At 53.2% G+C, this 26,050-nt stretch carries 18 protein-coding genes; 7 read left to right on the top strand and 11 right to left on the bottom strand.

Annotated features, from left to right (window positions below; genetic code table 11):
* The first annotated feature begins 34 nt into the window (after nt 1-34).
* The 7 genes from JOE29_RS20100 to JOE29_RS20070 all read left to right on the top strand — a co-directional run bounded on the left by JOE29_RS20100 (nt 35) and on the right by JOE29_RS20070 (nt 9,460).
* Entirely contained in the window at nt 35-829 is a 795-nt protein-coding gene (locus JOE29_RS20100; RefSeq protein ID WP_004419153.1) for an ABC transporter permease, read from the top strand.
* On the top strand, nt 826-2,043 hold the full coding sequence (locus JOE29_RS20095; RefSeq protein WP_116896061.1) for an ABC transporter ATP-binding protein: 1,218 nt from the start codon (nt 826-828) through the stop codon (nt 2,041-2,043). Before JOE29_RS20100 ends, JOE29_RS20095 begins: the two co-directional genes overlap by 4 nt.
* Nucleotides 2,040-3,884, top strand: coding sequence for a class I SAM-dependent methyltransferase (locus JOE29_RS20090; protein WP_210079794.1), 1,845 nt, complete (start codon nt 2,040-2,042; stop codon nt 3,882-3,884). The genes JOE29_RS20095 and JOE29_RS20090 overlap by 4 nt, the downstream gene beginning before the upstream one ends.
* A complete protein-coding gene (locus tag JOE29_RS20085) occupies nt 3,884-6,379 on the top strand; it encodes a glycosyltransferase family 1 protein (protein ID WP_116896060.1) in 2,496 nt (831 codons plus the stop codon). The genes JOE29_RS20090 and JOE29_RS20085 overlap by 1 nt, the downstream gene beginning before the upstream one ends.
* Before the next feature lie 271 nt (nt 6,380-6,650).
* Complete coding sequence (locus JOE29_RS20080; RefSeq protein WP_004419148.1) at nt 6,651-7,139, top strand: GtrA family protein; 489 nt, start codon at nt 6,651-6,653, stop codon at nt 7,137-7,139.
* Between the two features lie 9 nt (nt 7,140-7,148).
* Nucleotides 7,149-8,003: a polyprenol monophosphomannose synthase gene (locus JOE29_RS20075; protein ID WP_004419147.1), complete on the top strand. Its 855-nt coding sequence runs from the start codon at nt 7,149-7,151 to the stop codon at nt 8,001-8,003.
* Nucleotides 8,000-9,460, top strand: coding sequence for a hypothetical protein (locus tag JOE29_RS20070; RefSeq protein ID WP_044311971.1), 1,461 nt, complete (start codon nt 8,000-8,002; stop codon nt 9,458-9,460). The genes JOE29_RS20075 and JOE29_RS20070 overlap by 4 nt, the downstream gene beginning before the upstream one ends.
* Before the next feature lie 109 nt (nt 9,461-9,569).
* Here JOE29_RS20070 and rfbA read toward each other — a convergent pair whose 3' ends face one another.
* From rfbA to JOE29_RS20015, 11 genes are all read right to left on the bottom strand, one after another.
* On the bottom strand, nt 9,570-10,451 hold the full coding sequence (gene rfbA / locus JOE29_RS20065) for a glucose-1-phosphate thymidylyltransferase RfbA (protein ID WP_044311970.1): 882 nt from the start codon (nt 10,449-10,451) through the stop codon (nt 9,570-9,572).
* A gap of 8 nt (nt 10,452-10,459) precedes the next feature.
* The gene (gene rfbD / locus JOE29_RS20060) at nt 10,460-11,365 is read right to left on the bottom strand and encodes a dTDP-4-dehydrorhamnose reductase (protein WP_032658953.1); all 906 of its coding nucleotides are present in this window, start codon (nt 11,363-11,365) and stop codon (nt 10,460-10,462) included.
* Nucleotides 11,362-12,462, bottom strand: a complete 1,101-nt coding sequence (gene rfbB / locus JOE29_RS20055; RefSeq protein WP_032658950.1) for a dTDP-glucose 4,6-dehydratase — start codon at nt 12,460-12,462, stop codon at nt 11,362-11,364. Before rfbB ends, rfbD begins: the two co-directional genes overlap by 4 nt.
* 94 nt (nt 12,463-12,556) lie before the next feature.
* The gene (locus JOE29_RS20050) at nt 12,557-13,933 is read right to left on the bottom strand and encodes a glycosyltransferase family 2 protein (RefSeq protein WP_010424851.1); all 1,377 of its coding nucleotides are present in this window, start codon (nt 13,931-13,933) and stop codon (nt 12,557-12,559) included.
* Nucleotides 13,934-14,001: 68 nt separating this feature from the next.
* A complete protein-coding gene (locus JOE29_RS20045) occupies nt 14,002-16,326 on the bottom strand; it encodes a rhamnan synthesis F family protein (protein WP_137983888.1) in 2,325 nt (774 codons plus the stop codon).
* A gap of 43 nt (nt 16,327-16,369) precedes the next feature.
* On the bottom strand, nt 16,370-17,416 hold the full coding sequence (locus tag JOE29_RS20040; RefSeq protein ID WP_016567243.1) for a hypothetical protein: 1,047 nt from the start codon (nt 17,414-17,416) through the stop codon (nt 16,370-16,372).
* A 103-nt stretch (nt 17,417-17,519) separates the two neighbouring features.
* The gene (locus JOE29_RS20035) at nt 17,520-18,686 is read right to left on the bottom strand and encodes a nucleotide sugar dehydrogenase (RefSeq protein ID WP_065088345.1); all 1,167 of its coding nucleotides are present in this window, start codon (nt 18,684-18,686) and stop codon (nt 17,520-17,522) included.
* On the bottom strand, nt 18,686-21,136 hold the full coding sequence (locus JOE29_RS20030) for a glycosyltransferase family 2 protein (protein ID WP_210079793.1): 2,451 nt from the start codon (nt 21,134-21,136) through the stop codon (nt 18,686-18,688). The genes JOE29_RS20035 and JOE29_RS20030 overlap by 1 nt, the downstream gene beginning before the upstream one ends.
* Entirely contained in the window at nt 21,133-23,580 is a 2,448-nt protein-coding gene (locus JOE29_RS20025) for a glycosyltransferase family 2 protein (protein ID WP_210079792.1), read from the bottom strand. Before JOE29_RS20025 ends, JOE29_RS20030 begins: the two co-directional genes overlap by 4 nt.
* 146 nt (nt 23,581-23,726) lie before the next feature.
* Nucleotides 23,727-25,181, bottom strand: a complete 1,455-nt coding sequence (locus JOE29_RS20020; RefSeq protein WP_116896056.1) for a DUF4214 domain-containing protein — start codon at nt 25,179-25,181, stop codon at nt 23,727-23,729.
* A gap of 17 nt (nt 25,182-25,198) precedes the next feature.
* Complete coding sequence (locus JOE29_RS20015; RefSeq protein ID WP_010424838.1) at nt 25,199-26,017, bottom strand: hypothetical protein; 819 nt, start codon at nt 26,015-26,017, stop codon at nt 25,199-25,201.
* Nucleotides 26,018-26,050: the final 33 nt, after the last annotated feature.

The following is a 26,050-nucleotide window of genomic DNA, read 5'->3' as shown; positions in this document are numbered from 1 at the left end:
GTAAGCACGACTTCACCCTTTTCAGGAGTCATCAATGTTGGAGCTGTTCAGAAGCCTTTGGGGTTACCGGGGATTCGTCTTTTCATCTATACGCAATGAGTTTTCCGCACGATTCTCCCGCAGCCGCCTGGGTGGCCTGTGGATGATCATCAACCCACTGGCACAGGTTGCGATCTACGCGCTGGTTCTCTCCAACGTTCTGGCTGCCAAACTACCCGGCATCGACAACAAGTATGCGTACGCGGTCTACCTGATGGCCGGTATGCTGGCCTGGAGCTATTTTTCAGAGATCATTGGTCGTTGCCTGACACTGTTCATCGATCAGGGCAATCTTATGAAGAAGATGCGCTTTCCGCGCATTACACTGCCGGTGATTGTCGCGGGTTCATGCCTGCTCAACTACGTACTGTTGTTCGCAGCCATTTTGCTGGTCTTCGCTGCGTTGGGACAATGGCCACACTGGCAAATGTTGTGGCTGATCCCGCTGACTATCGTGATCACTGCGCTGGCCGTAGGGCTGGGGTTGATTCTGGGCGTCCTGAACGTATTCATACGCGACGTTGGTCAGGTCATTCCCATTCTGCTGCAGGTATGGTTCTGGTTTACCCCGATTGTCTACCCGCTCAACATCATCCCTGAACAATTCAAGAGTGTCATGGGCATCAATCCCATGTTCCCGATCGTCAGCGCCTATCACGATGTTCTGGTTTATGCGCGAGCGCCTGATCTGCAAAGTATGGCCGTCATCGCCGTTGTCGCTGCTGGGTTAATGCTGTTGGGTCTCTTCATGTTTCGCCGGGCGGCGCCGGAAATGGTGGATGTACTATGAGCCTGCTAAGTGTCAGTAATCTGGGAAAGGCGTATCGCGTCTATGCCTCTGAGTTTCAGCGTATCGCTCGCTGGTTTGGCATACCCACCAAGCCAAGTGAAGAGCACTGGGTGCTTAAGCACATCAGCTTCTCGATCGAGCCTGGTGAGGCAATAGGGATTGTCGGGCAAAACGGCGCGGGTAAGTCGACGCTGCTCAAGATGATAACCGGGACTTTGCAGCCTACTAAGGGGCATGTTCAGGTCAACGGTCGTATTGCCGCTATTCTCGAGCTGGGGATGGGCTTTACTCCCGACCTGACCGGGCGTCAGAACGTCTATCATGCCGCCGGCTTGATGGGGTTCAGTGCCGCACAGATCAACGGTGTCATTGATGAGGTCGAGGCATTCGCGGAAATTGGCGATTACTTCGACGAGCCAGTGAGGATGTATTCGAGTGGTATGCAGATGCGGGTTGCGTTCGCGGTTGCCACAGCGATCAGGCCTGAAATACTTATCGTTGACGAGGCGTTATCTGTTGGCGATAGCTACTTCCAGCATAAAAGCTTCGAGCGTATACGTCAGTTCCAGGCTCAGGGAACGACATTGCTTATCGTGTCTCACGACCGAGGTTCCATTCAGGCGCTTTGTAGCCGAGCAATATTGCTTGAAAAAGGTACGGTGATAAAAGACGGCAAGCCTGAAGAGGTCATGGATTTTTATAATGCATTGATTGCTGAAAAGGAAAACGCAACGGTTCAGGTCCGAGAGCTTGAGGATGGTTCGATGCAGACTCGCTCAGGCAGCGGAGAGGCCACTATCGGCTCCGTCAGCCTGCACAATGCTGCCGGCGAGCGTATTGAGTATGTGTCTGTCGGCGAGCCAGTGTCTTTGCGCATCAATGCTCAGGTCAATAGTGCAATTCCTGAGCTGGTCGTAGGCTATCTCATCAAAGATCGCCTGGGGCAGCCTGTCTACGGCACCAACACCCATCACATGGACTGCAAGGTCATTGATCTGCAGGGAGGAGAGTCGCTGGATTACTCCTTCAATTTTCCAGCTAACCTGGGGGTGGGCTCGTATTCGGTTGCGGTGGCACTCCACACAACGGACAGTCACTTGTCACGCAATTATGAATGGGTAGATCTGACGGTCGTGTTCAATGTAGTCAATATCTCGCAAAGCGAGTTTGTTGGGTTGGCATGGCTGCCGCCTGTTGTGGAGTGCAGTAGATGACCGTTCCTTTCTATCGTGCTTTTGAAGACCGTTATCGTGGCTCGCGTGAGTTGATCCATGAGCGTCAGCAGGTTTACATTCCTTTCCTGGAACCCTTAAAGCAGATTTATCCGGAATCTCAGGCACTGGACTTGGGGTGTGGCCGTGGTGAGTGGCTGGAAATTCTTATTCAAAACGGCTTTCAGGCGCTTGGTATCGATCTTGATGTGGGTATGCTTGAGGCCTGTACGGCGTTGGGATTGCCGGTCGAAAACATGGATGCGCTGGAAAAGCTGAGAAGCTTGCCAGATGAAAGCATGACAGTTATTTCTGGTTTTCATATCGCCGAGCATATCCCGTTTGGCGATCTTAAAGTGTTGGTTGCCGAGGCGCTGAGAGTACTAAAACCTGCCGGTCTGCTTATTCTGGAAACGCCCAACTCGGAAAATCTTGTGGTGGGCACGCAGACATTTTATCTGGACCCTACCCATACTTGCCCCATACCGCATTTGCTGTTGAGCTTTCTGACTGAATACGCTCGGTTTAGTCGCTCTCAGCTGCTGCGTCTTCAAGAGCCCGTCGCGCTGTCCGAAGGCGGAGCTGTCGATCTATTCAGCGTTCTGCACGGCGTCAGTCCGGATTACGCGATCGTCGCGCAAAAAGCGGCAGCTCCCGAACAGCTGGAGATATTCGACGCCGTTTTCGGTAAAGAGTACGGCATGTCGCTGGAGTCACTTTCGCGTCGCTATGACTCCCAAGTGGCAGGCTGGGTTGAAAAGAGTGACGCTACATGCGCTGAGCTGCGTGAGCAGTTGAATCAGGTTCAGCAACGCGGTCAGGAACTTGAGCAAATTGTGCGTGCGCTTGAAGAGTCAGGTACTGCGACCGAGACTGAACTGCGTGAGCAGTTGAACCAGGTTCAGCAACGCGGCCAGGAACTTGAGCAAATTGCGCGTACGCTGGAAGAATCGGGTGCTGCGACCCACGCTGAACTGCGTGATCAGCTCTCTCATGTTCAGGAGCAAGGCAAGCACCTCGAGAGCAGTGTGCATGCTCTGCAAAATAACGACGAAGTTGAAGCCAGGATACGTGAGGTGACACTGCGTGCCGAACTGGCTGAGTCGCGCGTTCATAGTTTTCAGCTGGGTCAAGAAGCTGCACAGTTGCGTATGAATGAATCGGAAGCGCGCTTGAGTGAAGCGTTTTCTTACCTGAAAGAGCTTCAGGCGCAGGTTACGCAACTGCAGCAGGATACCGGCGTTACTAAAGTGACAGACGCAGTCTCTGCGCAGGAGCGGGTCGATGAGCTCCAGGCCCGTCTCAAGGAATCGTTGGATAATGCGCATCACTGGTGGCTGAAAGCCAACGAGAACCAGGTCGAACAAGCGCAGATGCATGAGATTCAAGCCCGACTGGATCAATCGCTTAACAATGCGCATCATTGGTGGCTTACAGCGACCGCTTATGAGGCGCGTATTGCACAGTTTGAAAATAGTAGGTCATGGCGGATAACTCGGCCGCTTCGTACGTCGGCCAGTTTATCCAGCAAAGCGTCCAGAGTACCTTCGAGTCTCTTCAAGCGAGTGGTACGTTCTGTGTTGGCCCGCTCGATACGCTTTGTTTTGAATAGGCCGCGCCTACGCACGCGTCTTGTCAATAAAGCTCAGGCATATCCCAATTTTTTGAATAGCGTCAGGCAATTTGCCTTGCGTCACGGAATTATTCAGCCCCGGCCTCATGAAGTGACTCCTGTTACGGCTGCAACAGAGGCGACTGACGATGGTTTTCCGACAGCAAGCCCAAGGGTGGCGCGTATTTATTCCGATTTGAAGCTGGCTTTTGAGCGCAAGGAAAACCGTTAATGCGTATTGTCATTGATCTACAGGGCGCTCAGTCCGAAAGTCGTTTTCGCGGTATTGGTCGCTATTCTCTGTCATTGGCTCAGGCCATCGCACGAAATGCCGGGAGCCATGAGATATGGCTAGCCCTGAACAACTGCATGTCGGAAAGCATTCCTGACATAAGGGCTGCCTTTGCTGGTCTTATTCCTGAGAGCCGCATACGTATATTTGACGTGCCGGGTGATGCGAACCCGACTCCTTGGGTGGCGAGAGCATCTGAAGTCATCAGAGAGTCCTTTTTGTCCACGTTGAAACCCGATGCGGTAGTGGTCAGCAGTCTGTTTGAAGGCTATTGGGCCAACGCAGTGACGTCCGTTGGGGCTGTGCCGGCAACGCATCAAACCGCAGTAATCCTCTATGACCTGATTCCGTTCATGAACGAGGATGTCTATCTTCCTACTGCAGAGCTGAAAGACTATTACCACCGTAAAATAGACTGGTTGAAGAAAGCCGATACTTTGCTGGCCATTTCCGATTCCTCGCGTCAGGAAGCGGTGACTCACCTAGGCATTGACCAAGCAAAGATAGCCAATATTTCCGCGGCTATTGGTGAGCAGTTTATTCCCGATGATGTGAATCTGAGCAAGAGTTCGGCGATACTTGAGCGTCTGGGCGTGAAAAGCGAGTTCATTCTTTATGCGCCGGGCGGCTTCGACCCCAGGAAGAATTTCGCTCGCTTGCTTGAAGCCTATAGCACGTTGCCCAGCGCGCTTAAGGCCAGGCACCAGTTGGTAATCGCAAGCAAGCTGCATGCTCAGCAGCGAATGGAGCTGCTCGCCTTCGCAGAGCAATATGGCGTCAAGGCCTCCGAGTTGGTACTGACTGGTTACGTCAATGATGCAGACCTGATTGCCCTCTATTCGTTGACCAAGCTGTTTGTCTTCCCGTCGACCCATGAAGGCTTTGGTCTTCCGGTGCTGGAAGCCATGGCGTGCGGCGCTGCGGTTATCGGTTCTAACTGCAGCAGTGTTCCGGAAGTCATAGGGTTCGACGAAGCGCTGTTCGACCCGTTCTCAGTCGGCTCCATCGCTGCGAAAATGCTAGAGGGTCTAGAAAGCGATGGCTTCCGCTCAAGATTGCTTACCAATGCAGGGGAGCAGTGCAAGAAGTTTTCGTGGGATGAGTCTGCGAAAAAAGCCATAGAAGCTTTGGAGTCGAGGCATTCGTCGGTTGCTGCTGATCAGCCTGACCTGCCTGATCCTGGAGCTGCATTGCTGGAGCGACTGATTTCACTCTCGGACACTGCGCCTACTGACATCGAGCTTTTTCAGGTTGCGAAAAGTATCGCATTCGACTTTGCAGGTGCTGATCACAGGCAGTTGTTGCTTGATGTATCCAGCATCGTTCACAGTGATGCCAAATCAGGTATTCAACGCGTCGTACGCAGTCTGCTCCACGAGTTCTTGAATGACCAACCAGCAGGCCTGACTGTTCGTCCGATCTACTTCGCGGATGGCCAGTATTATTATGCTAATGCCTTTGCCTCCCGCATCTATGATCAGTTTTCCGAAACGACAGATGCAATTATCGACTTCGCCCAAGACGACATCTATCTGTCTCTGGACTTGAACATGCACTTGGCCAGTCAGCTCTATCCGCTGCACAGTCAGATGCGGCAGATGGGCGTACAGGTCAGTTACATCGTGTACGACTTGCTGCTGTTCCACCGCCCTGACTGGTGGGTGGCGCCGAATGCTGAGTTGTTCAACGACTGGCTGCAGAAAATCAGCATGGTAGCTAGCAGTCTGATTTGTATATCGGGTGCAGTTGCGGATGAATTGAAGCAGTGGCTTGCTGACAATGTGGACAAGTGCGCAGGCAACAAGCCAAGTGTAAAAAGCTTCCACCTGGGGGCCGATATCGACAACAGCCTGCCTTCTGCAGGTCTGCCCGATGATGCAGGGGAGCTGTTGGCACGTCTGGCGCAGAAGCCAAGCTTCCTGATGGTCAGTACCGTAGAACCGCGCAAAGGGCATGCGCAAACGCTCTCTGCTTTTGAAAGTCTCTGGGAGCAGGGGCAGGACATTAACCTTGTCATCGTCGGGAAACGGGGCTGGCTTGTCGACGAGCTGGTCGCACGCCTTGAAAACCATCCCGAGAAAGGCAATAGGCTTTTCTGGCTGGAAGGCATCAGTGATGAGTACCTCGAAAAGATTTACTCAGCATCTACCTGCTTGATCGCAGCATCCGAGGGCGAGGGGTTTGGCTTGCCACTGATTGAAGCTGCTCAGTACGGGCTGCCGATGATCGTTCGTGATCTTCCGGTTTTCAGAGAGATCGCACTTGATCATGCATTCTACTTTAGCGGTATGAACGATTCTGATATCAGCGCCGCGATCACGGCGTGGCTTGACCTTCACAAAGACGACAATCATCCGGGCTCCGGTGACATGCCTTGGCTGACTTGGGAGCAAAGTGCTGCGCAACTGAAAAAAGCACTGATGTTCAGCGTTTAGTACCCGTCCTGGAAAATACTGCCATACAGCCGATTTGAACCTGGGCGCCGCATCGCGCCCAGGACTGAGCCGCTTTCGGGGGCCAATGGCTGGTGCTGCAGCCGCAAATATCCCATCAGAGCGGCTATCTGACAGCCTTTAAATACCGCTACACGGTAGGCATGTAACGCCATGTTGCTTGCTTAAAGACGCTAAAAACTCTATCCTCCGCGTCTATTTTTGGGCGATTTCTGCGCGTTAATCAGCGCTTGTCAGCGTCAAAACCTTCAATATGGTAGTGAGCAGCGTGATACCTACATTAATACGAAGAATCGCCAACCTCGTTTACAGACTTACTCGAGGGATATTTCCCTTATCACTCATCTCCTTCCTGATCGTCGGATCACTTGGCGTTCTGGTACACATGAGCATTCTCAAGACACTCATGCTGACCTCGACGGACAGCTTCCGGTATGCCAACGCAGGCGCGATGATCGTTGCTGCCAGTTTCAATTATCTGATGAACAATAAGTCGACTTATCGTGAGACAAGTCTGGCAGGCAAGCGAATCATTGCCGGGTATTTGATCTATCTGACGATCACTTCTCTTGGGCTGGGTTTGAGCTTGCTGATTTCTGGAGAGGTTTACGACCGTATACAGATGCCTATGATTTCCGCGCTGTGTGGCATCGTGGTTGGTTCGCTCTGGAATTATTTCATGTCCTATAACTTCGTTTGGAAAATGCTGTCTCCAAAACCCAAACCAATTGAACAGAATTAAGCAAAAATAATGAAAAAATTGATTTTTTTTGCCACCTATAACGAGGCAGGCAACGTAACGTCCATGATCGAGCGGATCACCGCTGCCGCACCCGATGCGGATATCCTCGTGGTCGATGACAGCAGCAAGGACGGCACCCTCGATATTCTGGCCACGTTGGCCAGGCCGAGCCTGAAAGTGATCGTACGCCCAGGAAAACTGGGTTTGGGCACTGCGCATCTTTTGGCATGGAAGTATGCGATTTTTCATTCATACGACATTCTTGTCACTATGGATGGCGACCACTCCCACGATCCCGCCGACATCCCGAAGCTGATTGGCGCTCTGGATGCCACGACTGACCTTGTCATCGGCTCTCGTTACGCTGAAGGCGGAAAGTGTGATTACACAGGTTATCGTCTGCGTGTCAGTCAGGCGGCGAACAAAGCCGCCAGGCTGTTGCTGGGCATCAAACTGACCGAGTTTACTACCTCTTTTCGCGCGTTTCGCGTCAGCCGGTTGAATGCAATCGACTTCGACACGCTGGTCGTGGGTGGCTACTCATTCTTCCTCGCGGTGATTGTTCAGGCTTATCGACATGGCCTGAAGCTATCCGAGCGTCCAATCCATTTCCATGAGCGCAATGCAGGTGTGTCGAAGATCCCTCCACTGGAGATCTTCCGCGGTATCGCTAATTTGCTCAGGCTGACGGCAATCAGTCATTTCACCAAAGTTTCTCCTGCTGTGAGCAACGTGATAATGAAATGCGAAAAATGCCAATGTGAATTCTCGTTGATCAAAGCCGATCAGCCGGGTGCAACAGGCACCAAGGACGAAGTGTGTCTGAGCTGTGGGAATCGTCAGATCGGTGCGAAAGGCGCATGACGGTCGTATCAACCAGCGATAATCGTAGCCAGCTACTGCTAGGCGTTCTGCTTATTATTCTGTCGGGGATTGTTGCGGGTGCGGTACTCCCGCTAACCCAGGCGCTGGCAGGGTTTCAGGACGGAGACGGGATTCTTACGTCGCTTATTTCGACTCAGAAACTGACCTGGTATTTTTGGGGTCAGGATCGCTTGCTGAATGTCATACCTGCACTGGCCTCTCCATTTTCGGACGTGGACACCAATCTCAGGGTACAGGTTTTTTTTAGAAGCATGTTTGCGTACCTTTCTCCGTTGGGAATCTTGATCTTCTTTAACCGAAGCCCGAGGTTTCTGCTGGTCGCGATTGCAATCACCAATATCATCGTCCTCGCCTGCCTGAGCCAATATGGTAAGTTCAATTTCTACGTCCAGCACAATACATTTGGCACTTCGATGGTCATGCTGGCATTCGCTTATGCGCTGACCTATTCGCAACTGCCTAAGGCGGCCATTATGGTCATCGCCTTATTCGTATGCAGTGTTGCTTACGCTACAAACTACGCGTTACTGACCTACGCCATTCCGGTCATCTTTCTGTTGGGTGTCTTGCGCTGGCCTGACTGGAAACGATACCTTTCGTTCTTTGTTATCAACGGTTTGGCTATTCTGATTGCTCGTTACCACAGCCAGACATTTGGAGTGGCTTCTACAGACTTTGGTATGTTGATTTCGCTTCAGGGAATTATTGAGTCCCTGAATAGCATCTACCAGAATCTGAATTTAGGTGCGTTCCTTATCTTCTTGGCGATGACAGCTATCAGTTATCAGGTGTCGGCCGAAAAGAAATTTCTCGAACTGAGTGCTGTGGTTTGCGTTGGATTAGGAATTATTGTCCTTTTAGCCAACACCGTATGGCTGCAGATGAATCTTTATAACATTCGTTACTTCCTCACCAGCGAGCTTATTATCGCCAGTGTTATGGGGTTTGTTATAACGCGCATGCTGATGCTCGGTCAGTATAAATATGCGTTGATCATCCCAGGTCTTGGTTTGATCTATTGTGTATTTGTTTCTTCGCGTGGCTTCGGTGCAGACTATGACGAGCTGGTTGCTGCACCTTGGCGCTCTAACTCCGAGGCCGTAGCCAAGCGGGCTGTAGAAGAGAAAGCAGAGGTGATTACCGGAGGTTTCTGGGATGTCTGGCCTGCTCTGTTCGAAACCAAGCATCTGCAGCCTGATTTGCCGGTCTACGGCGCTGCGTTTCGTGGCGGAGTCCTCAGAGATGACTTCCTGGCAACGACAAAGGGCAAAGGCGAGTTTACGGCGCTTTGCTTCTTCGACACCACTGAGCTTTGCGTAAACGAGATCGTTGGTAACTTCGGTATCACAGGTGATAACCAACTGGTTGTCAAGAAGGCCGAACCTATCGTTGTAGGTGAGAAAAAACTGCTCAAGATGGTGCTTGAAGTCAACTGACTCCAGATGTAACTCCTGTCAGCAGCGCTAAACAGCGAAAGGGCGCGATACCGTTAAAAACGGTATCGCGCCCTTTATCGATCTGGCATCTCGAACCGCCAGACTCAGGTCAGAAGACCTTTTCCTTCAGCACATTCTTCAAGTACTGGCCGTAGCCATTCTTGATCAACGGCTGCGCAAGCTTTTCAAGCTGTGCGGCATCAATCCAGCCCGCGCGGTAGCAGATCTCTTCCGGGCAGGCGACTTTCAAGCCTTGGCGCCTTTCCAGCGTGGCAATGTACTGGCCGGCCTCTAGCAGGCTGTCATGCGTGCCGGTGTCCAGCCAGGCATAACCACGACCCATAATCTCGACGTGCAGCTGTTTCTGCTTCAGGTACAGCGTGTTGAGATCGGTGATCTCCAGCTCGCCGCGTGGGGAGGGCTTCAACTGGCGGGCCAGATCGACCACTTGGTTGTCGTAGAAATACAAACCAGTGACGGCGTAGTTCGACTTGGCAATCGTGGGCTTCTCTTCAAGCGACAGCACTCGGCCGCTGTCATCGAATTCGGCTACGCCATAACGCTCGGGGTCTTGCACGTGATACGCGAAGACCGAGGCACCCGACTCACGGTTGCTGGCATTGAGCAGCAGCGACTGGAAGTCATGCCCGTAGAAAATGTTGTCGCCCAATACCAGTGCCGATGCATCGTTGCCAATGAAGTCCGCGCCTATGGTGAACGCCTGAGCCAGCCCATCCGGGCTTGGCTGTACGGCGTAGGTCAGGTTCAGGCCCCATTGGCTGCCGTCGCCCAGCAACTGCGAGAAGCGCGGCGTGTCCTGCGGTGTGGAGATGATCAGAATGTCACGGATCCCGGCCAGCAACAGCGTGCACAGCGGGTAGTAGATCATCGGCTTGTCGTACACCGGCAACAACTGTTTGGAGACAGAGAGCGTGGCCGGGTGCAAACGGGTACCCGATCCACCAGCCAGAATGATTCCTTTACGAGCCATGAGAGTCCTTAGCGCTGGATTTCGTCCAGCATGCGTTGTGCGCCTTGTTGCCAAGACGGCATCTTCAATTGAAAAGCAGTTTCGAGTTTACTCAAAGCCAGCCGCGAATTGCGCGGGCGCGGTGCCGGCACTGGATACGCTTCTGTGGGGATGGCGCCGATCTGGTCGGGCGCGACCTTCAATGCCACGCCATTACGTGCGGCGTGTTCCAGAACGAACTGTGCAAAGCCGTGCCATGACGTCTCACCGGCAGCAGCCAGGTGATAGATACCTGCCAACGCTGCCGGGTTTTGATCTGCGCGTACTCGATACAGAATCTGCGCAGTGACGTCGGCGATCAGCTCGGCACCGGTGGGGGCGCCATATTGGTCCGCTACCACGTTCAACGAGTCGCGTTCGGTGGCCAGGCGCAGCATGGTCTTGGCAAAGTTATGGCCGCGCGCCGCATACACCCAACTGGTGCGCAGTATCAATGCCTTGGCACCACTGGCCTGAATCGCCTGCTCGCCCATCAGCTTGCTGCGGCCGTAGACCGACAACGGACTGGTTGGCGCGCTTTCCTGCCATTGTTCTTCACCACTGCCATCAAACACATAGTCAGTGGAGTAGTGAATCAGCCATGCGCCCAGTGCGGCAGCCTCTCTAGCCAAGACGCCCGGAGCTTCGCCGTTGATCAACATCGCCAGGTCCGGCTCGCTCTCTGCCTTGTCCACAGCTGTATAGGCCGCTGCGTTGACGATCACATCAGGCGCCAGCGCACGAACCGTGGCGGCCAGGCGTTCCAGATCGGCCAGATCACCACACAGGCCATCGGCACCCTGACGATCCAGCGCAATCACCTCGCCCAGCGGTGCCAGAGCGCGCTGCAGCTCCCAGCCAACCTGCCCATTCTTGCCCAGCAGCAAAATCTTCATGCGTCGCTGACCTCATACTGTTGCACGATCCAGTCACGGTAACTTCCGTCCATGACACCAGTCACCCATTTCTGATTGGCCAGATACCATTCCACGGTCTTGCGAATGCCGGTCTCAAAGGTTTCCGCAGGCTTCCAGCCCAGTTCGCGTTCTATCTTGCGCGCATCGATCGCGTAGCGGCGGTCATGGCCCGGGCGATCGGTTACATAAGTGATCAGCTCGGCGTAAGCGCTGACCGGCTGACCGGTCTTCTGATTGATGACCTGACGCGCGGCGGCGGGAGCCAGTTCATCGAGCAGGGTACACAGGGTCTGCACGATATCGATATTGGCCTTCTCGTTCCAGCCGCCAATGTTGTAAGTCTCGCCCAGCGCACCGGCTTCCAGAACACGGCGAATACCGGAGCAATGATCTTCGACGTACAACCAGTCGCGGATCTGCTGGCCATCACCGTAGACCGGCAGCGCCTTGCCAGCCAATGCGTTGACGATCATCAGCGGGATCAGCTTTTCCGGAAAGTGGAAAGGCCCATAGTTGTTCGAACAGTTGGTGGTCAGTACCGGCATGCCGTAGGTGTGATGGTAAGAACGCACCAGGTGATCACTGGCAGCCTTGCTGGCTGAATAGGGGCTGTTCGGCTGATACGGCGTGGTCTCGGTAAAAGCCGGATCGTTCGCGCCCAGCGTGCCATAGACCTCGTCTGTAGACACATGCAGGAAACGGAAGGCAGTTTTGTCAGCCGTCTCCAGACCGTTCCAGTACGCACGAGCCGCTTCAAGCAAACGGAACGTACCCATCACGTTGGTCTCGACGAATGCCTCGGGGCCGGTAATCGAACGGTCCACATGCGATTCCGCAGCGAAATGCACCACCGCGCGCGGACGATGCTCGGCGAACAGCCGCTCCAGCAATGCCGCATCACCGATATTGCCGTGAACGAAACGATGCTGCTCGTTGCCTTCCAGCGACTGCAGGTTGGCCAGATTGCCAGCGTAGGTCAGCGCATCGAGGTTCAATACCGGCTCGCCATTACGAGCGCACCACTGCAGAACGAAATTCGAGCCGATGAAGCCGGCTCCGCCTGTGACTAGGATCATTGGGAGTCTCTGGGTTGAGCAGTTCTAATACAGTGAAAACTGAAACCACACGCTTGAATGTGGTTCCAGATCAGATTTCTTATAGACAGGTGGATCACTCTGGATGAACCACAGTGATAGTTTTTCCTGTTTTTAACTCACAGCTAAAATGGCGATTTTTAGCATGGATCTTGAAGGGAAGTTCAGTAAGGTTAAGCGTGCCGAGCTCCGAGCTGTCAAGTGTTATAGATATTTTAAATCCACAGTCAAGGTGGGCGTCAGGATGAACATTCAAGACGTCCGGGCGCTCTACCATTTCTACGGAAACTTTATTGGAGGGATGGGTGATTACCTCGATCTGAATCCTGTCACTTGAAAGAGGATCATGAATCCAACCGCGTACATCCAAAACGTCCGTAAAAAGCTTTATAACATCAATGTGGTAGTAAGGAGATTCAGACTTTAAGCGAGTGTCTTCAAGCTTCTGAAGCTGCACGCCCCGCAGCTGTTGATCGTGGGTCCCTAGCAGTGACGGGTCCTGATCCAGCAAGTCGAGTACCCTGTTGCATTTCTCATATACAAAACGCTGCGCGTCCTTGAGTAGGGCGCGTAAATTGTTGCCGCTTAGGAAGTCCTCGTATTCCTTGTTATAGTCTTGAATATGGGACGCGGGAAAGTGGATTAAAAGCTGATCGTCATTGACGTATGGGGAGTAGCCAAAACGATTGAGTTTGAAGATATTAGTATCGTTTACATGCACTCGACCACGCATCAGAGACGCGACATACTCTGCTTGTGACTTATAGACTAAATGCAGTATGAAGAAGGGCTCGATGTTCTTTTTGGTTTCATTGAAGTACTCATTGGACACCTTCTGCTTGTGTTCCTGCTCTGGGTGCGTTTCAACGAGTTCGTCACCATTTCCCAAAAGAGTGATACCGCCATCCACAATGCTGTTGTGGATGAGGATTTTGGTTTTCTTGTCGGAAAATGCAATCAATGTTTTAACGTGACGGTCTTTTTGTAAAATATTCTCTTCCGACAAGATGGGCGTAAAGATATCTCTTTCGTAGTTCGGGATGTCGATAAGCCACTGGAAAGAAACCGTATCGAAATTTTTCTGGCGGGTGATAAAATCCTTTATCGATATGCTGGGGTCTAGGGAGATCCAGTACTCATCAAGGTCCAGAAAGAAAATGTGAGTAAACTCGCCTGACGCTTTGGTTTCAGCAAAAACTTTTGCATACGTTTCAATTTGAAAATTGACGCTGCGGGTTTTGCATTCTTCCAGCAAGCTGTCAGCATTTCTTACGACTAGCTTGCCAGGATTGTGAGCGCTGATCTCTTCTATGATCTTCAAAGAGTTATCAGTGGTCCCATTTATCCATATCTCTATTTGATCGAAACCAACCTTCAAGTGGTGAAAAATCCACTGTGGGATATAGGCTCCTTCATTTTTCGCAATAGCAGCCAATTTTATTTTGGGTTGCATTATCGTTGTCCTCGGTTCCAATCTTTGAATTCTTTAATTGATATTTTAATGTTTCAAGCATGAGGTCTTCATATAAACGGTAAGCGACCGACGGTGCTGACGAGCCTTCCCCATTTTTGTATTTCGTACTCGTTGAGTGTAGACGAGTTTTCTTTGAGTTTCGGAAAGCCCAAGGCCTGCCATTTGTCAGTCGGGTGCAGAATGTGCATGGTGGTCAAGCCAAAATCGCCAGGTATCTGGCAATCGGCGACTACGTTGTCTCCGATGTGGATATGGGTGGTCACTCCGTGGTGCTGAAGATCATTTTTTACCATGTGCCACATCGTGCCATTGTCCTTGCGCTTCTGCTCTTCGCTAGAGACTAGCAGACGATAGGCGCCTGTCACTCCAGCCTTGCGAAGCATGAGCCCTACTTGATCTCGACTGTAGTAGGTATCAGAGATTACCCATAGCACATGACCGTGACTGCCCAGTTCATTGAACAGGTCAACCATTTCATCTTTGGCGAGAATCATGCTCAGGTCTGTTTCGAATTCGCGACGCATCAGGTCTTGAGCTTCGTCGTCGGTAATTTTTAACGTCATGCCGATATTCGAATAAATATCACTTAAACGAACATCTCCTTGAAAGTTTGAGCGCTTGCGAAGTTCGTACTCCGCTTCGTTACGGAGGTTTACGAACCCCTGTGCGGACGCAATAAGACCTCCTGCCTCAAGCTTCTGGCCAAGTAGAAGTTTGGCATAATCTGCAACCGTATATTGGCGACGTACCAACGTGTCGAAAACGTCGAAACTGATGGTTGAAAAATTTCTCAGCTGATTTCGTACCTCTTCCATACGCTGACAATAACTGTGAGTTGTATAACTCTGGTCAATGGTGAACTGCCCTGAGGTAGGGAAATAGAAGAATTGCTTATAACCATTTTTTTCAGCAAGCAATCCGATAACCCGTTCCAACGCATGAAGCATTGACCCATCATTTGGCAGAGGTTCCTGCGGGAAGAAATCATAGTCATATTCTTTCTCCAGCATGTCTTTGAGCGCTTCAGGGCGAGCCCAGAACATCCCGCCGGCCGGGTAGCTTAAAAAACCGTCACAGGGGGCTATTTGCCACTCATTATGCCAAGCAGCCATAAAGCTTTTATTCATGGTGACATGATTAACCCAAGACGGCATCATCCAAAAAGTCGTAGGGTAATAGAGCCCCAGGTCTTTGTGATCGGCAAAAGCATTTAACAAACGTGTGATAATGTTAGCGTCGCGCAGCAGATACTCGGTCAGGTAATCTGCCCACTGGGTCTGCTCCCTTCCTGAGTACAAAGATTTTTTGGAGTGTAAATGGCAAAAAAGATCATAGGCCATCAAGTCTTTTGAAAACTCAACCAGCAAGGGGCCAAAATTTCTGCCGCGGTTAGGGACGCAACGAACTTTCAGGTTTTTTACACGAGGGTGCTTGCTAAAAACTGCGATTGTTTTTTTCTGGTGTTTTGCGTCAGCCAGGGTAATGAATACATCAACCTGTGTTGGGAAATTTGCCAGCGCATGTGAGAACTTCTCTATGTAATCCTCATAGAATATGTGTAGACAAACCGCTACATTGAGGCGAGCTGCTTCTGGCTTTAGAGTGGCCTGAACGTCCAGAACGCTGTTGGGCTGCCATTTTTTTATATTGGCGTGGTAGGTTCTACCCTCTTGACGACCCGAAATAAGATAGTGATATAAAGGGCTGATCTGCGCATGATAAACGTCGGTGTTCATGCGGTGGTAAGTTTCAGTATCAAAATAGTTTGACGGATTTACAGGGGAGAACCGAGACTTGTCAAGGTAGTCCGCAAAAGCATCCTCGCTGCTATTGAATTGTTTTCCATAGCGTTCGCTGTACCATTGGCTGTCAAACAGACCCAGCTCGATAGCCTGCTCAGAGAGGGTCCTGATATCCGACTCGCTCAAATGTTGAGACTTGATTACTGGCGGCGGCGCTACGACGTTTGAAGCCGGCTCGTGCTGGCCATATTTTTTGGTAAAGTGTTTAAATGGGTTGATACCGGTTTTTTCAATTTCAGGGTGTTGCTCTCTGTAGTGGCTAAGCGAAAAACCTTCTCGAGTGAACCTGTTTTCCTTATACCCATACATGACGAAATGTATAAATGGGTGAGCATTGACCTCTTGAACGTCTTTGTTGTTTTCAAAATAGAAATTGGTCACAAAGCAAGGATGCGGCTCCAAGCCGGTTTTACAGCCTTCCAAGAGATAGTGTTCAATAGGGTTCTTTGTTTTTTTTCCGGCGTTTTTAAGCTGGTAGGTATAATATTTCTTGTCGAAGGATCCACTGTTCTCAATAAGTTGAATGACAGCCTGTAATTTCTTGTTTGCAGTGGTTTGATTTGTGTTCATGTTTACTTCTCGTCAAATGAGTTTTTGGTCGTGGGGCCTGAATTCACAATCCAAATAATTGTGTCGGGTTGATAACCCCATTTCCTGAGAAGTCATCATCAATACTAAAAAGGTGGAATACTGCACTGGGTATGGCACTGGGTGAAAGAGCGAAGCCTGCATAGATCGCTTCTACTTCCTCCACGCTATATTCGATACCGTTACGAAAGGACTCCTCAACGCCATCAATAGCACCTTGCATCACTGTCTCAAGGTCTTGGTAGTAACGCTGAGGGGCCGCTGCACGGCCATAAAAAAAGTCGAGTTGATTGTCTGTACGCAACCTAATATCGACCACCTGTCCATGAGGTGCCGTCATTAAACTTTCCAGTAGAAGAGATCTTTCCAGCATTAAATAGCCCTGTGACCAGTCTACGTTCTCCTTAAAGACGCCCCTCATTCGAGCGGTCTTTTTTGAGATCACAGTATCGCCTGCTGCACTGGCAATGAAGTAAAGCCCTAAGGTATCTCGATCTATCATTTTCGTAATCAGCTTTTGAATAGTCCCCGCATAACCCAGATCAAGCATGATCGCAGTAGGACCATCGTCCAATAGCTGCTCCTGCTTAAAGTAGTGCTTCAGGGCGGTGCGAGTAGGGGACACATACTCCTGAAGTCTGGTTTTATGAGGTGTCAGCCATTGGATAACTTTTGCCTTGTCATCAGGCAGTGTCAGATTGAAATCCAAAAGCATCTGTGGAAGCAAACCGAATGCTTCGTGCAACTGTAATCCAAAGCGATTTTTCAGTAGGTCTAGGACAGACCCTTTGAATTTACTTTGCAATGCCATGTCCCAGGTATCCGGGTCCCCTAGATTGCTTCGAAAGAGCAGCGTTCGGGATACTTTTAAATAGACCGGTTTATGAGGGAGCTGGATTAGCCCTTTTGATTCTAATTGATTGAGCAGTTTGAAGAAAATCCAGCCTTCCCGTGCCAGGCAAACAGGGCGATGGGTCGTTGCGTATTTTTCTAACTGGCGAACGTAATGATTGAGCACAGGTGATAAAAAACTGTATCCGAAATCGTAGAGCGCTTGATAAGAACTTCTCATTGTATCAACCTTGTGTCTTTAAATTTAATGATGTTGTCAGCGCAGGGCATCCGGTCCAAGATGCCGGTCCTCCGCTGCGAACGCACCCATAAAAAGCCATATTCTAATCTTCGCCGTACAAATCGCGGGTGTACACCTTGTCACGCACGTTCATTATTTCTTCGGTGATTCTATTCGCGACGACCAGGTCAGATTTTTCTTTAAACTCTTCAAGGTTCTTCATGACACGTGCTTCAAAAAACACGTCTTCTTTTAGTACGGGTTCGTACAGGATGACTTCAATGCCCTGAGCTTGTAGTCGTTTCATAATGCCCTGAATCGAAGAGGCACGGTAATTGTCGGATCCAGACTTCATAATGAGTCTGTAGATTCCGACGGTAGTCGGGTTTTTCTTTAGTATGGATTCGGCGATAAAGTTCTTGCGTGTCGTATTGGAATCAACGATGGCGCGGATGATATCGTTTGGTACATTGGAGTAGTTTGCCAACAACTGCTTTGTATCTTTAGGTAAGCAATAGCCGCCGTAGCCAAAGGACGGATTGTTGTAGTGGTTGCCTATGCGTGGGTCCAGGCTGACCCCATCGATTATCTGTCGGGCGTCTAGTCCGAGATGCTCTGCGTAAGTATCGAGCTCGTTGAAGTACGCAACACGCATCGCAAGATAAGTGTTTGAAAATAGTTTTATTGCTTCTGCCTCTGTAGAGTCTGTCAATAAAACTTTTATGTTTTCTTTCGATGCGCCTTGGACTAGCAGATCTGCGAATGCCTGCCCGACGGCCGAGGTGTCGCCTACCACAATACGTGAAGGGTGCAAGTTATCATGAAGTGCACGTCCCTCTCGCAAAAACTCAGGAGCGAAAATCAGGTTTTTGCACTTGAATCTTTCACGCATTGTTTTGGTGAAACCCACCGGAACCGTCGAGCGAATAACGATCGTGGCAGCGGGTTGTATTTCCAGAATGTCTTGAATGACAGATTCAACTGATAATGTATTAAAGCAGTTCGTTTCTGAGTCGTAGTCAGTAGGCGTTGCAATGACTACGAACTCGGCACCGTCGTACGCTTCGTATTTAGACGTGGTGGCCAACAGGTTGAGTTTTTTCGTTTTGAGAAAATTCTCTATTTCCGGGTCGATAATGGTGGCCAGTCCCTGGTTGATGCGTTCAACTTTTTCTGGAAGTATATCCAGCGCAACAACCTTGTTGTGCTGAGCCAAAAGTACAGCGTTGGATAAGCCCACGTAACCTGTACCGACAACAGCAATTTTCATCAAAGCTTTTCCTTGAATGCAGGCGTACCATCAGGGTATTCCTGATAATGGCTATGTACTCTCTCCATGTGATTTCGAGGCGTTTCACTCCTTGGCGGCATCGCCAACCCCCCATAAGGCCCGCTCAAATAATCCAGGCTCAGCGCCGGGTGATAGTACGGGTCGCTTTGGCCAGATTGGGACCAGCGTTCGATAAAGCCTTGCTGTTCGCGCTGGCCGCGGGCTCGCTTTTCCGGAGTCTGGTCTTTGCCGCGGCTGGCCGATTCGGCGTGGATGAGTTCGGCGAATGGCGTCCATATGATGCTCAAGCCTTGTTGTCGAATACGCAGGCACAGATCCACGTCATTGAAGGCCACCGGGAAAGCCTGTTCATCCAGGCCTTGCAGCGTATCGAAGACCGATTTGCGCAGCAGCAGGCATGCCGCCGTAACTGCGCTTTGGCGTCTGGTGATCTGATTCATGCCCAGGTAGCCGGGGTCGCGTTGTTCCAGGTGGTTGCCAGTGTGCGCGGCCAGTCCATTGACACCGACCACCACGCCGCCGTGCTGTACCATGCGGTTGGGCCACAGCAGTTTGGCTCCCACTGCGCCGACGTTCGGGCGCAGCAGTTGGCTGACCATTTCCTTTAACCAGTCGGCCGCTATGATTTCGATGTCGTTGTTGACCAGCCCGATCAGTTCACCGGAGGCGTGGGTGGCGGCGTAATTGTTGATGGCCGAGTAATTGAAAGGGTGAGGGTAGGGTAGAACCTTCACACCGCGCCCAGACAACTGTTGCAGATAAACCAGGGTGTGCGGGTCGCTGGACTGGTTATCGACAACGATTATTTCCAGGTCAGGATAATCAGTCGCGGTCAGCAGGCCTTCGATACAGGTGCGCAGCAACCCGAGTTGGTCGCGGGTTGGAACGATCAGGCTGACGCGGGGCAGGGTGGCCGGCAAGGGCCACTGCGTACGCAACAGCGTCGGGAATTTCGGCAACTGCGTGACGATGGCACCTGATGCAAGGCTCTCGCTCAGCCAGGCAATCGCTTGCAGGCGTTGCGCAGAAGGTTCGGCTTGCTCCGGGCTGGCGGCTGCTAAATGGCTGCGGTGATAAAGCACGTGCGGCAAATGCGCGACGACGGCCTGGCTGGTCTCGGTGGCCAAGGCGATGGCCGCGCTCAACTGGTGCCAATCAAGAGTTCGCTGGCCATCAGTGGCGGGTATCAGCGCCAGTGCCTTGTCGATGATCGCAGCACTGAAGATGGCCCCGGGGGTGAAGATATCGGCCCCCATAAACAGGTCGATGTCCCATACCGGTTTCAACCACGGCAGGCTGCGCTCGCCTTGCGGACCATCTCGATCACAATCGGCATAACCCCACGCACAGCCATTGTCGAGCAGGGTGCTCAGGTGTTCCAGTGCGTGCATTCCCAGATGATCGCCGGCCATCAGCGGGACCACTGCATCGCAGCCGGCTTCAAGTAACTGCTTGAGTGCGGGCAGCAGGTGAGCGGCGTCTGCTTTGGCCAACTGATCAGGCGCTGTTCGCTGGGAGTTCAGGCTCGCGAGGCTGATGGCTTCGAGCGTGCTGTCGCCGTCACTGATCAACAGCAAACCGATCCTGCAGTGCTGCAGTTGATCGTCTTTTGGCGCAGCAGGACGGAAGCGTTCAAACCACTCGGCGTAATGATGAAAGCCTGCGCTTTTCGGCAGGCGCATTGCCTGGTCCGCTGCAATCCGGGTCAGCAATGTCAGATTTTGCTCGGTGGGCGTGCGCTCATGCTGCTTGAGCAGACCTTCCAGCCCGTCGTGCCAGCAGCACAGGGTTATCGGGCTGCCGGATAGCGTATGGCCGAGGTCATTTTCGATGTCCAGCGTATGTGGCTTACCATCGGCCAGTTCCCAGGGCAGATCAAAACTGAAGCCGTGATCGCTGGTGGCGCGATAGACCAGCGCCTGGTGATGAACATTGCACGTAGCTTGGCCCAGTACCCGACTGCCTTCACGCACGGTGATTTGCACATGCCGCTGCGGTGCATCCGGGTCCCAAGACCAGCCGCCGAGCCGCAGGCCACCGCTGTGCCATACCTGAGACGCGATGGGCGCCGGCTCTGCGCTGGGCGTGGTCGGTAATTGCAGGTCGCCCGCAAGCCAGCAGTCACTGTTGGCCACCCGGGCGCTGATGTGCTTTGCATTATCCAGCCAGCCTTGGCGTAGCTGTACACCAAAGCCATGGAATGGATCATCCGCACCGGCACGGGGATGAAACTGGTCGGCCCGCACCAGTGAAACGCAGGCGCCGTCGACGTAGACCTCGACAACCAGGCGTTCATCCACGTGCAGGGTATCGAGCGCCCAGCCTTGCAGCACATCGCCATACAGGCCGGTGATGGCACCATTGAAGCGGGTATTGCCGGGGGGCTGAGTGGTCGGGTCGGAGTTAACCAGTGGGTGTTCTGAGATCATGTCCGACTCAATGAAGTAAGCAGTGTGTTGATCGGTAATGCTCCGGCTTCCTGGGCGAGCGGCCCTGGCATGGCGTACAGCGGCAGACCCAGTTCGACGGCAAGGTCCGCAGCGCGCCAGGATGCGCCTGGGCTGCGCTCCAGGCTCAATGCGGCGGAGCATCCAGCAAGCAGGACTGAGTCGGCCTGGCTCAAGCCTTGCGCACTGGGCAATGCATGAATTGCGCCAGTGGCGAGCAAGGGTTTGACCCACGGGCCGTCCTCTGCAACGAGCAATACCAGTGATTGGTTTTCGTGTGTGATGCGTCTGCCCAGTTCCAGCCACTGTTTGGCGATGTCAGGGTTTGAAAGGCGGTCGGCAATCAGCAGGGTGGTTGGCACAGAATCGTTGTTCGGCAGCGCTTGAAGGGCTGACCGGATCAGAATATCGGCCTGGGGCAGAGCGGCGGCGTAACGCTCGCGCAGGGCCTGCCACGGCAACTCGATGCTCTGCGCCTCGCGTGCGAAATGCGGCCAGTCGAAGCGGCTGTCTGGCGTGAGCAACGCGTCATCGCGGCAAACGATTCGGTAAGGTCTATCCAGTTGCTCGGCCAGTGCGCAGAGCGCTTCAGGGCAGTTGGCGAGGTTCTGATAGATCAGTTCGTCCAATGGCAGGCTGCGCAGGTCTTGCAGCAGTTGCTCGGTGTCGGCAGGCAGTTCGTAGTCAAGGCTGAACGCCAGCGGCAGCACGTTGGCCTGCAACGTTGCCTGGGCATGCTGGCCCCTGTTCCGCCAGGTAAGGCTTAAAGGTGTTTGCGATGCTGTGCTGTTGGCAATATGCAACTGCCGTAATGCTGGTGTCGACAACTGCTCGGGTAGTTGCGCAAGGCGCGCGCGTTGCAGAGCCTGACGCGCGGGCCTGATGGGGTCGCGCAGGCAGAAGTTTTCATAGCGCGATGACGCGTCCGGGTAGCGACGCTTGAGGATGGCGTTATTGTGCGCCACCCGCAGCGCCTTTTCGGCGCCGAATGAAATGCCACCCTGGTGCGCAACGAACACATTGGGCGCGCCCACATGACGCCAACCCAGGCCGCGTGCCCTCAGGCACCAGTCAGTTTCCTCACCATAGCCACGCAGCAGTTCGACTTCGTCCAGATAACCCACACTGTCCAGAGCGCTGCGTTTGATGTACAGGCAAAAGCCGCAGCCGGTTTCGAGCTCCATGGCCGGGCTGCCAGTCATTCGCGCCAGATCGTCCAGGCGGGCCTGTTCTGCTGCGCTGGGCATCGGATGGCTGAAGCGGCTTTCAGGAAAGCTCATCAACTCGCCGTTATTGGTGAACGGGGTGACTGAGGCGATGGTCTCGTCGGCATAGGCAGTCGTGCGCAGCCGGTCCAGCCAGTCACCCTGCACACGGGTGTCGGCATTCAACCAGACCACGTCCTGCCTGGGGCTTAACGCCATCGCGCGGTTCATGCTGCGGATGAAGCCCAGGTTGATGGGGTTCTGCACCAGAGTAATTTTGCCCTTGCCCGCGAGAACCTTGAGGGCTTTGCGCAGCGCGGGGACCGGCGTTGCGTCTTCGATCACCACCAGGCGATGAGGTGTGCGATTGCGTTTGCGCGCTTCCAGCGCACTGTTGATGCACTCAAGGGTTTCTTCCAGCCCGTCGTAAACAGGGATGAGTACATCCACCGGCTGCTTGTCACCAACCTTCAACGCCGCAGGTGGAGCAACGAAAACCGGCATCGCTGACAGTGGGCTGCCCAGCAGCGCGGTGCCGTTATCGAAGCGCACATGCACGGCAGGGGTGGCGTTGGGTACCTTGATGCGAATACCGCCGTGAGTCGCAGGCAATCCTGCCGCTGTCAGTAACGGGTGCGGGGCGCTGGCAACCATGCTGATCAAGTGACCGTTGGCTTCCAGTTGCAACGACACAGGCGTCTGCACGTTGTGCACGTCGATGGCCCAGCCGTGGATCTCCTGCACATCAGGCAGGTAACGGACCACGCCCAGCGTGCCTGGCAATCCGGTCTGCGCAGCCAGCAGTTTGAGTACCAGAGCGAGTTCGTTGGCAGCGGTAATATCAGGAAGGTGCGCGAGAATGATGCGGCGCAAGTCTTCAGGTGTTTCCGACAGGCTGCGTGCCTGCCAAAGCATCATGCGTAGCGAAGCGTCGGCAGGCAGCTTTTGCCAGACATTGCTCATGTAACGGTTGGCCAGTAACGGCTGACCCTGGGCAATGATGCTGCGCCCGAGGAGGGCGTGAATGTCCGCACGTAAAGGAAACGCGTGCGCGGCGTTGAGCAAATAAATAAAGGCAAGCTTTGGGTCTTGCGGCAGGGCCTCGATACCTTTCCAGATAAGTGCTTCCGGACGGTATTCAGGGGTCTGCAGCGCACACTCGAGTGCCACGGTGGCAAGGTCGTGCTCATCGGCCTGGCGGTGGCGATGAAACATATCCATGAGCGTTTCTCGCCCACGGTCGAGGTGTCTGGACATAAGCTGGCGTGTTCACTTTAAAAATAAAAGAGGGGCGACCCGAAAGTCGCCCCTTTTTGCATACGATCCGGCCTTGCGGCCGGGCGTATTTGTTACAACGACGGGGCTAGTTACACCGCGCCGTGCAGCACGATAACGTTGTCGTTATGTGCTACTGCTTCTGGAGAACCTACGATGCCGATAGCAACATCAGCGTGGGTACCGCCACCGGCCAGTAGCCCGGACCAGGCAGCCTTGCCACCTGCGTCAGCGGCGCGGCCAATTGCATTCTGGTACAGACCATCGATGAAATCGCTATCTGCCTTGGCTGCTGCTTCTTGTGAGCCAACGATGCCTTGAGCTACTTCTGCACGGCTAGCGCCATTGAACAGTTGCGATACCCAGCTATCCAGACCGCCTTGGTCAGCTGCACGACCCAGCGCGGAGGTGTAAAGATCGCGGACAAAGTCACCATTCGACTGGTCGAGAGCTTGCGCCTCGGTGGAAACGGCGAGGCCTGCTGCAACGTCAGCCAGAGTGCCGCCGTTAGCTACCACTGCTTGCCAGTTGGCAAGGCCACCAGCGTCTGCCGCACGGCCCAGCAGTTCGGTGTACAAGCTACTGATAGGAGCCGCCGAGGAGGTAGTGGCGAACTCGGAGGAGTTCAGGAAGCTATTGGCGATGTCGGTCAACGATGCACCGGAATTTGCCAGGCCAGCGAACGCCTGAGCGCCACCCAGATCTGCGTCACGACCCAGAATGCCTTCGAACATGCGCAGAGCTGTAGCTTCTGTATCGTTCTGTGCCAGAACAACAGTTTCAACAGCGCTGGTAGTAGTGTTGACGAAGGTCAGGAACTCAGCGCCAGTGATCGAGGCAGTTTGCGCACCGGTCAGGTTGACGTTGAAGTTGTTGCCAGCGGTGAAGGTGTAGTCAGCAACCGAACCGTCCAGCTGAACAACGTCGTAGCCTGCGCCCGCATTGACGACGTCTGCGTGGTTAACACCACTCAGAACGATGGTGTCGTTGCCGGTACCGGTGATGATGTTGTTGTTGCCAGCACCAGCGATAACAGTGTTGTTACCGTTGCCAGTGATGATGGTGTCGTTGCCTGCACCAGCGTCAATGAAGTTGTTCTGATCGCCATTAACGATGATCACGTCATCGCCCGAGCCAGTGGTCAGCAAGAACTGAGTGGTGGCGGAAGCATCAGCCGAAACAGCAACGCGAGCCAGCGACGAAACGTCGGCAGCAGCATCAGTAGCGATGGTCGGAGTGATGTTAACGTTCAGGTTAGCCAGGCTGTCCAGAATGATTGCCTTGGCAGCAGCTACTTCAGCAGTAACATTCAGAGTAACCAAGTCACCACGTGCGCCAGCGATGGTGCCAGTGATCACGTCGGTAGTAGCGGTTTGACCAGCAGGTACTTCCAGGCTGTTCACGCCATCCCAGCTAGCCAGGTTTACAGTAGAAGCGCTGTCCAGAGCCAGCAGAGTGCTGATTGCGGCAGTGGTGCTATCGGTCAGGTTGGTAGCGGTCAAGAACGAGCTGAACTCGGTTGCTGTTACCGGGGCATCATATTGCATGGGAAATTCCTGTTACTTCAAGCCATCTGGCCTGTGCTGCTAATTTTCTGCGTCAATGCAGAGTTTTCCCACGGAGACTTATAGCGGGCAGCGTTCATCTTCGTAGCGGGTGCGATGCAAATGTGTAACGCCACCAGGGGCTCTGTGCCGGTGGGGCCGTACATCATCTGGTTGGCGACAATGACCTGCGGCGCAGCGCCGCGAAAGACAAGGTGGCCAGACAATTCGTAAAAATGCCGATCGGGTCCTACCAGGCTGAAACCTGCTGAAACCAAAGGTAAAGACTTGCCACGGGTACCGGTGAAGGCTCCCGTAGCGACATTAGGGCTAGGGCCGGAGCCTGCGACAGTGGAGGTGTAAACCAGGTCCACGCCTGCCGGCTTGTCGTCCCACAGGATGGAAAATCCTTCAAGGCGCCGGGTGCCGTCAGGTTCACCGGTCCAGCCTTCCGTAGACATCACATCACCTTCGCCTTGCAGATGCGCGACCAGCTTCAGCGCGACGGGCGTGAGAGTCGACGAGATTGCCGCGCTCGGTTCGGCAGTCGCAGCGATCGTGAAATTGCGCATGATGGCGGTGGAGGTGTCGATTCGGTCGATGCGCAAGTCGATAGGGTCGATGACTGCGTCGAACATATGGTATTCGGTGATCAGAACCGTAGTGATGCCGCCCTTGACGCGAGCAACGATAGTATCGCCCAACCGGGTCAGCATGTTCTTGCTGACACCTTCGGCTGGAAAGAAATCAATAGAACCTTTACCCAGTGGGGCTTGCTGCAGTGCGATGCACACAGGCTTGTCCGCGGGTGGCTGCGAGGCATAACGGAATATGTACATTCCTGGCTCGAGCAGCGTCACGCGAGAGCTGAT

Source organism: Pseudomonas sp. PvP009 (assembly GCF_017832995.1).
GTDB classification, from domain to species: Bacteria; Pseudomonadota; Gammaproteobacteria; order Pseudomonadales; family Pseudomonadaceae; genus Aquipseudomonas; species Aquipseudomonas syringae.
The sequence above is the reverse complement of the archived record's forward strand: the minus strand, read 5'-3'. Positions and strand labels throughout refer to the sequence as shown.

What these genes read in the sequence shown, in the direction of transcription:
- JOE29_RS20070 (WP_044311971.1), top strand. Translation starts at nt 8,000, where the DNA reads ATGACGGTCGTATCAACCAGCGATAATCGTAGCCAGCTACTGCTAGGC.
- JOE29_RS20075 (WP_004419147.1), top strand. Translation starts at nt 7,149, where the DNA reads ATGAAAAAATTGATTTTTTTTGCCACCTATAACGAGGCAGGCAACGTA.
- rfbA (WP_044311970.1), bottom strand. Translation starts at nt 10,451, where the DNA reads ATGGCTCGTAAAGGAATCATTCTGGCTGGTGGATCGGGTACCCGTTTG.
- JOE29_RS20100 (WP_004419153.1), top strand. Translation starts at nt 35, where the DNA reads ATGTTGGAGCTGTTCAGAAGCCTTTGGGGTTACCGGGGATTCGTCTTT.
- JOE29_RS20095 (WP_116896061.1), top strand. Translation starts at nt 826, where the DNA reads ATGAGCCTGCTAAGTGTCAGTAATCTGGGAAAGGCGTATCGCGTCTAT.
- JOE29_RS20025 (WP_210079792.1), bottom strand. Translation starts at nt 23,580, where the DNA reads ATGGATATGTTTCATCGCCACCGCCAGGCCGATGAGCACGACCTTGCC.
- JOE29_RS20035 (WP_065088345.1), bottom strand. Translation starts at nt 18,686, where the DNA reads ATGAAAATTGCTGTTGTCGGTACAGGTTACGTGGGCTTATCCAACGCT.
- rfbB (WP_032658950.1), bottom strand. Translation starts at nt 12,462, where the DNA reads ATGATCCTAGTCACAGGCGGAGCCGGCTTCATCGGCTCGAATTTCGTT.
- JOE29_RS20015 (WP_010424838.1), bottom strand. Translation starts at nt 26,017, where the DNA reads ATGTACATATTCCGTTATGCCTCGCAGCCACCCGCGGACAAGCCTGTG.
- JOE29_RS20080 (WP_004419148.1), top strand. Translation starts at nt 6,651, where the DNA reads ATGGTAGTGAGCAGCGTGATACCTACATTAATACGAAGAATCGCCAAC.
- JOE29_RS20050 (WP_010424851.1), bottom strand. Translation starts at nt 13,933, where the DNA reads ATGCAACCCAAAATAAAATTGGCTGCTATTGCGAAAAATGAAGGAGCC.
- JOE29_RS20030 (WP_210079793.1), bottom strand. Translation starts at nt 21,136, where the DNA reads ATGATCTCAGAACACCCACTGGTTAACTCCGACCCGACCACTCAGCCC.
- rfbD (WP_032658953.1), bottom strand. Translation starts at nt 11,365, where the DNA reads ATGAAGATTTTGCTGCTGGGCAAGAATGGGCAGGTTGGCTGGGAGCTG.
- JOE29_RS20045 (WP_137983888.1), bottom strand. Translation starts at nt 16,326, where the DNA reads ATGAACACAAATCAAACCACTGCAAACAAGAAATTACAGGCTGTCATT.
- JOE29_RS20085 (WP_116896060.1), top strand. Translation starts at nt 3,884, where the DNA reads ATGCGTATTGTCATTGATCTACAGGGCGCTCAGTCCGAAAGTCGTTTT.
- JOE29_RS20020 (WP_116896056.1), bottom strand. Translation starts at nt 25,181, where the DNA reads ATGCAATATGATGCCCCGGTAACAGCAACCGAGTTCAGCTCGTTCTTG.
- JOE29_RS20090 (WP_210079794.1), top strand. Translation starts at nt 2,040, where the DNA reads ATGACCGTTCCTTTCTATCGTGCTTTTGAAGACCGTTATCGTGGCTCG.
- JOE29_RS20040 (WP_016567243.1), bottom strand. Translation starts at nt 17,416, where the DNA reads ATGAGAAGTTCTTATCAAGCGCTCTACGATTTCGGATACAGTTTTTTA.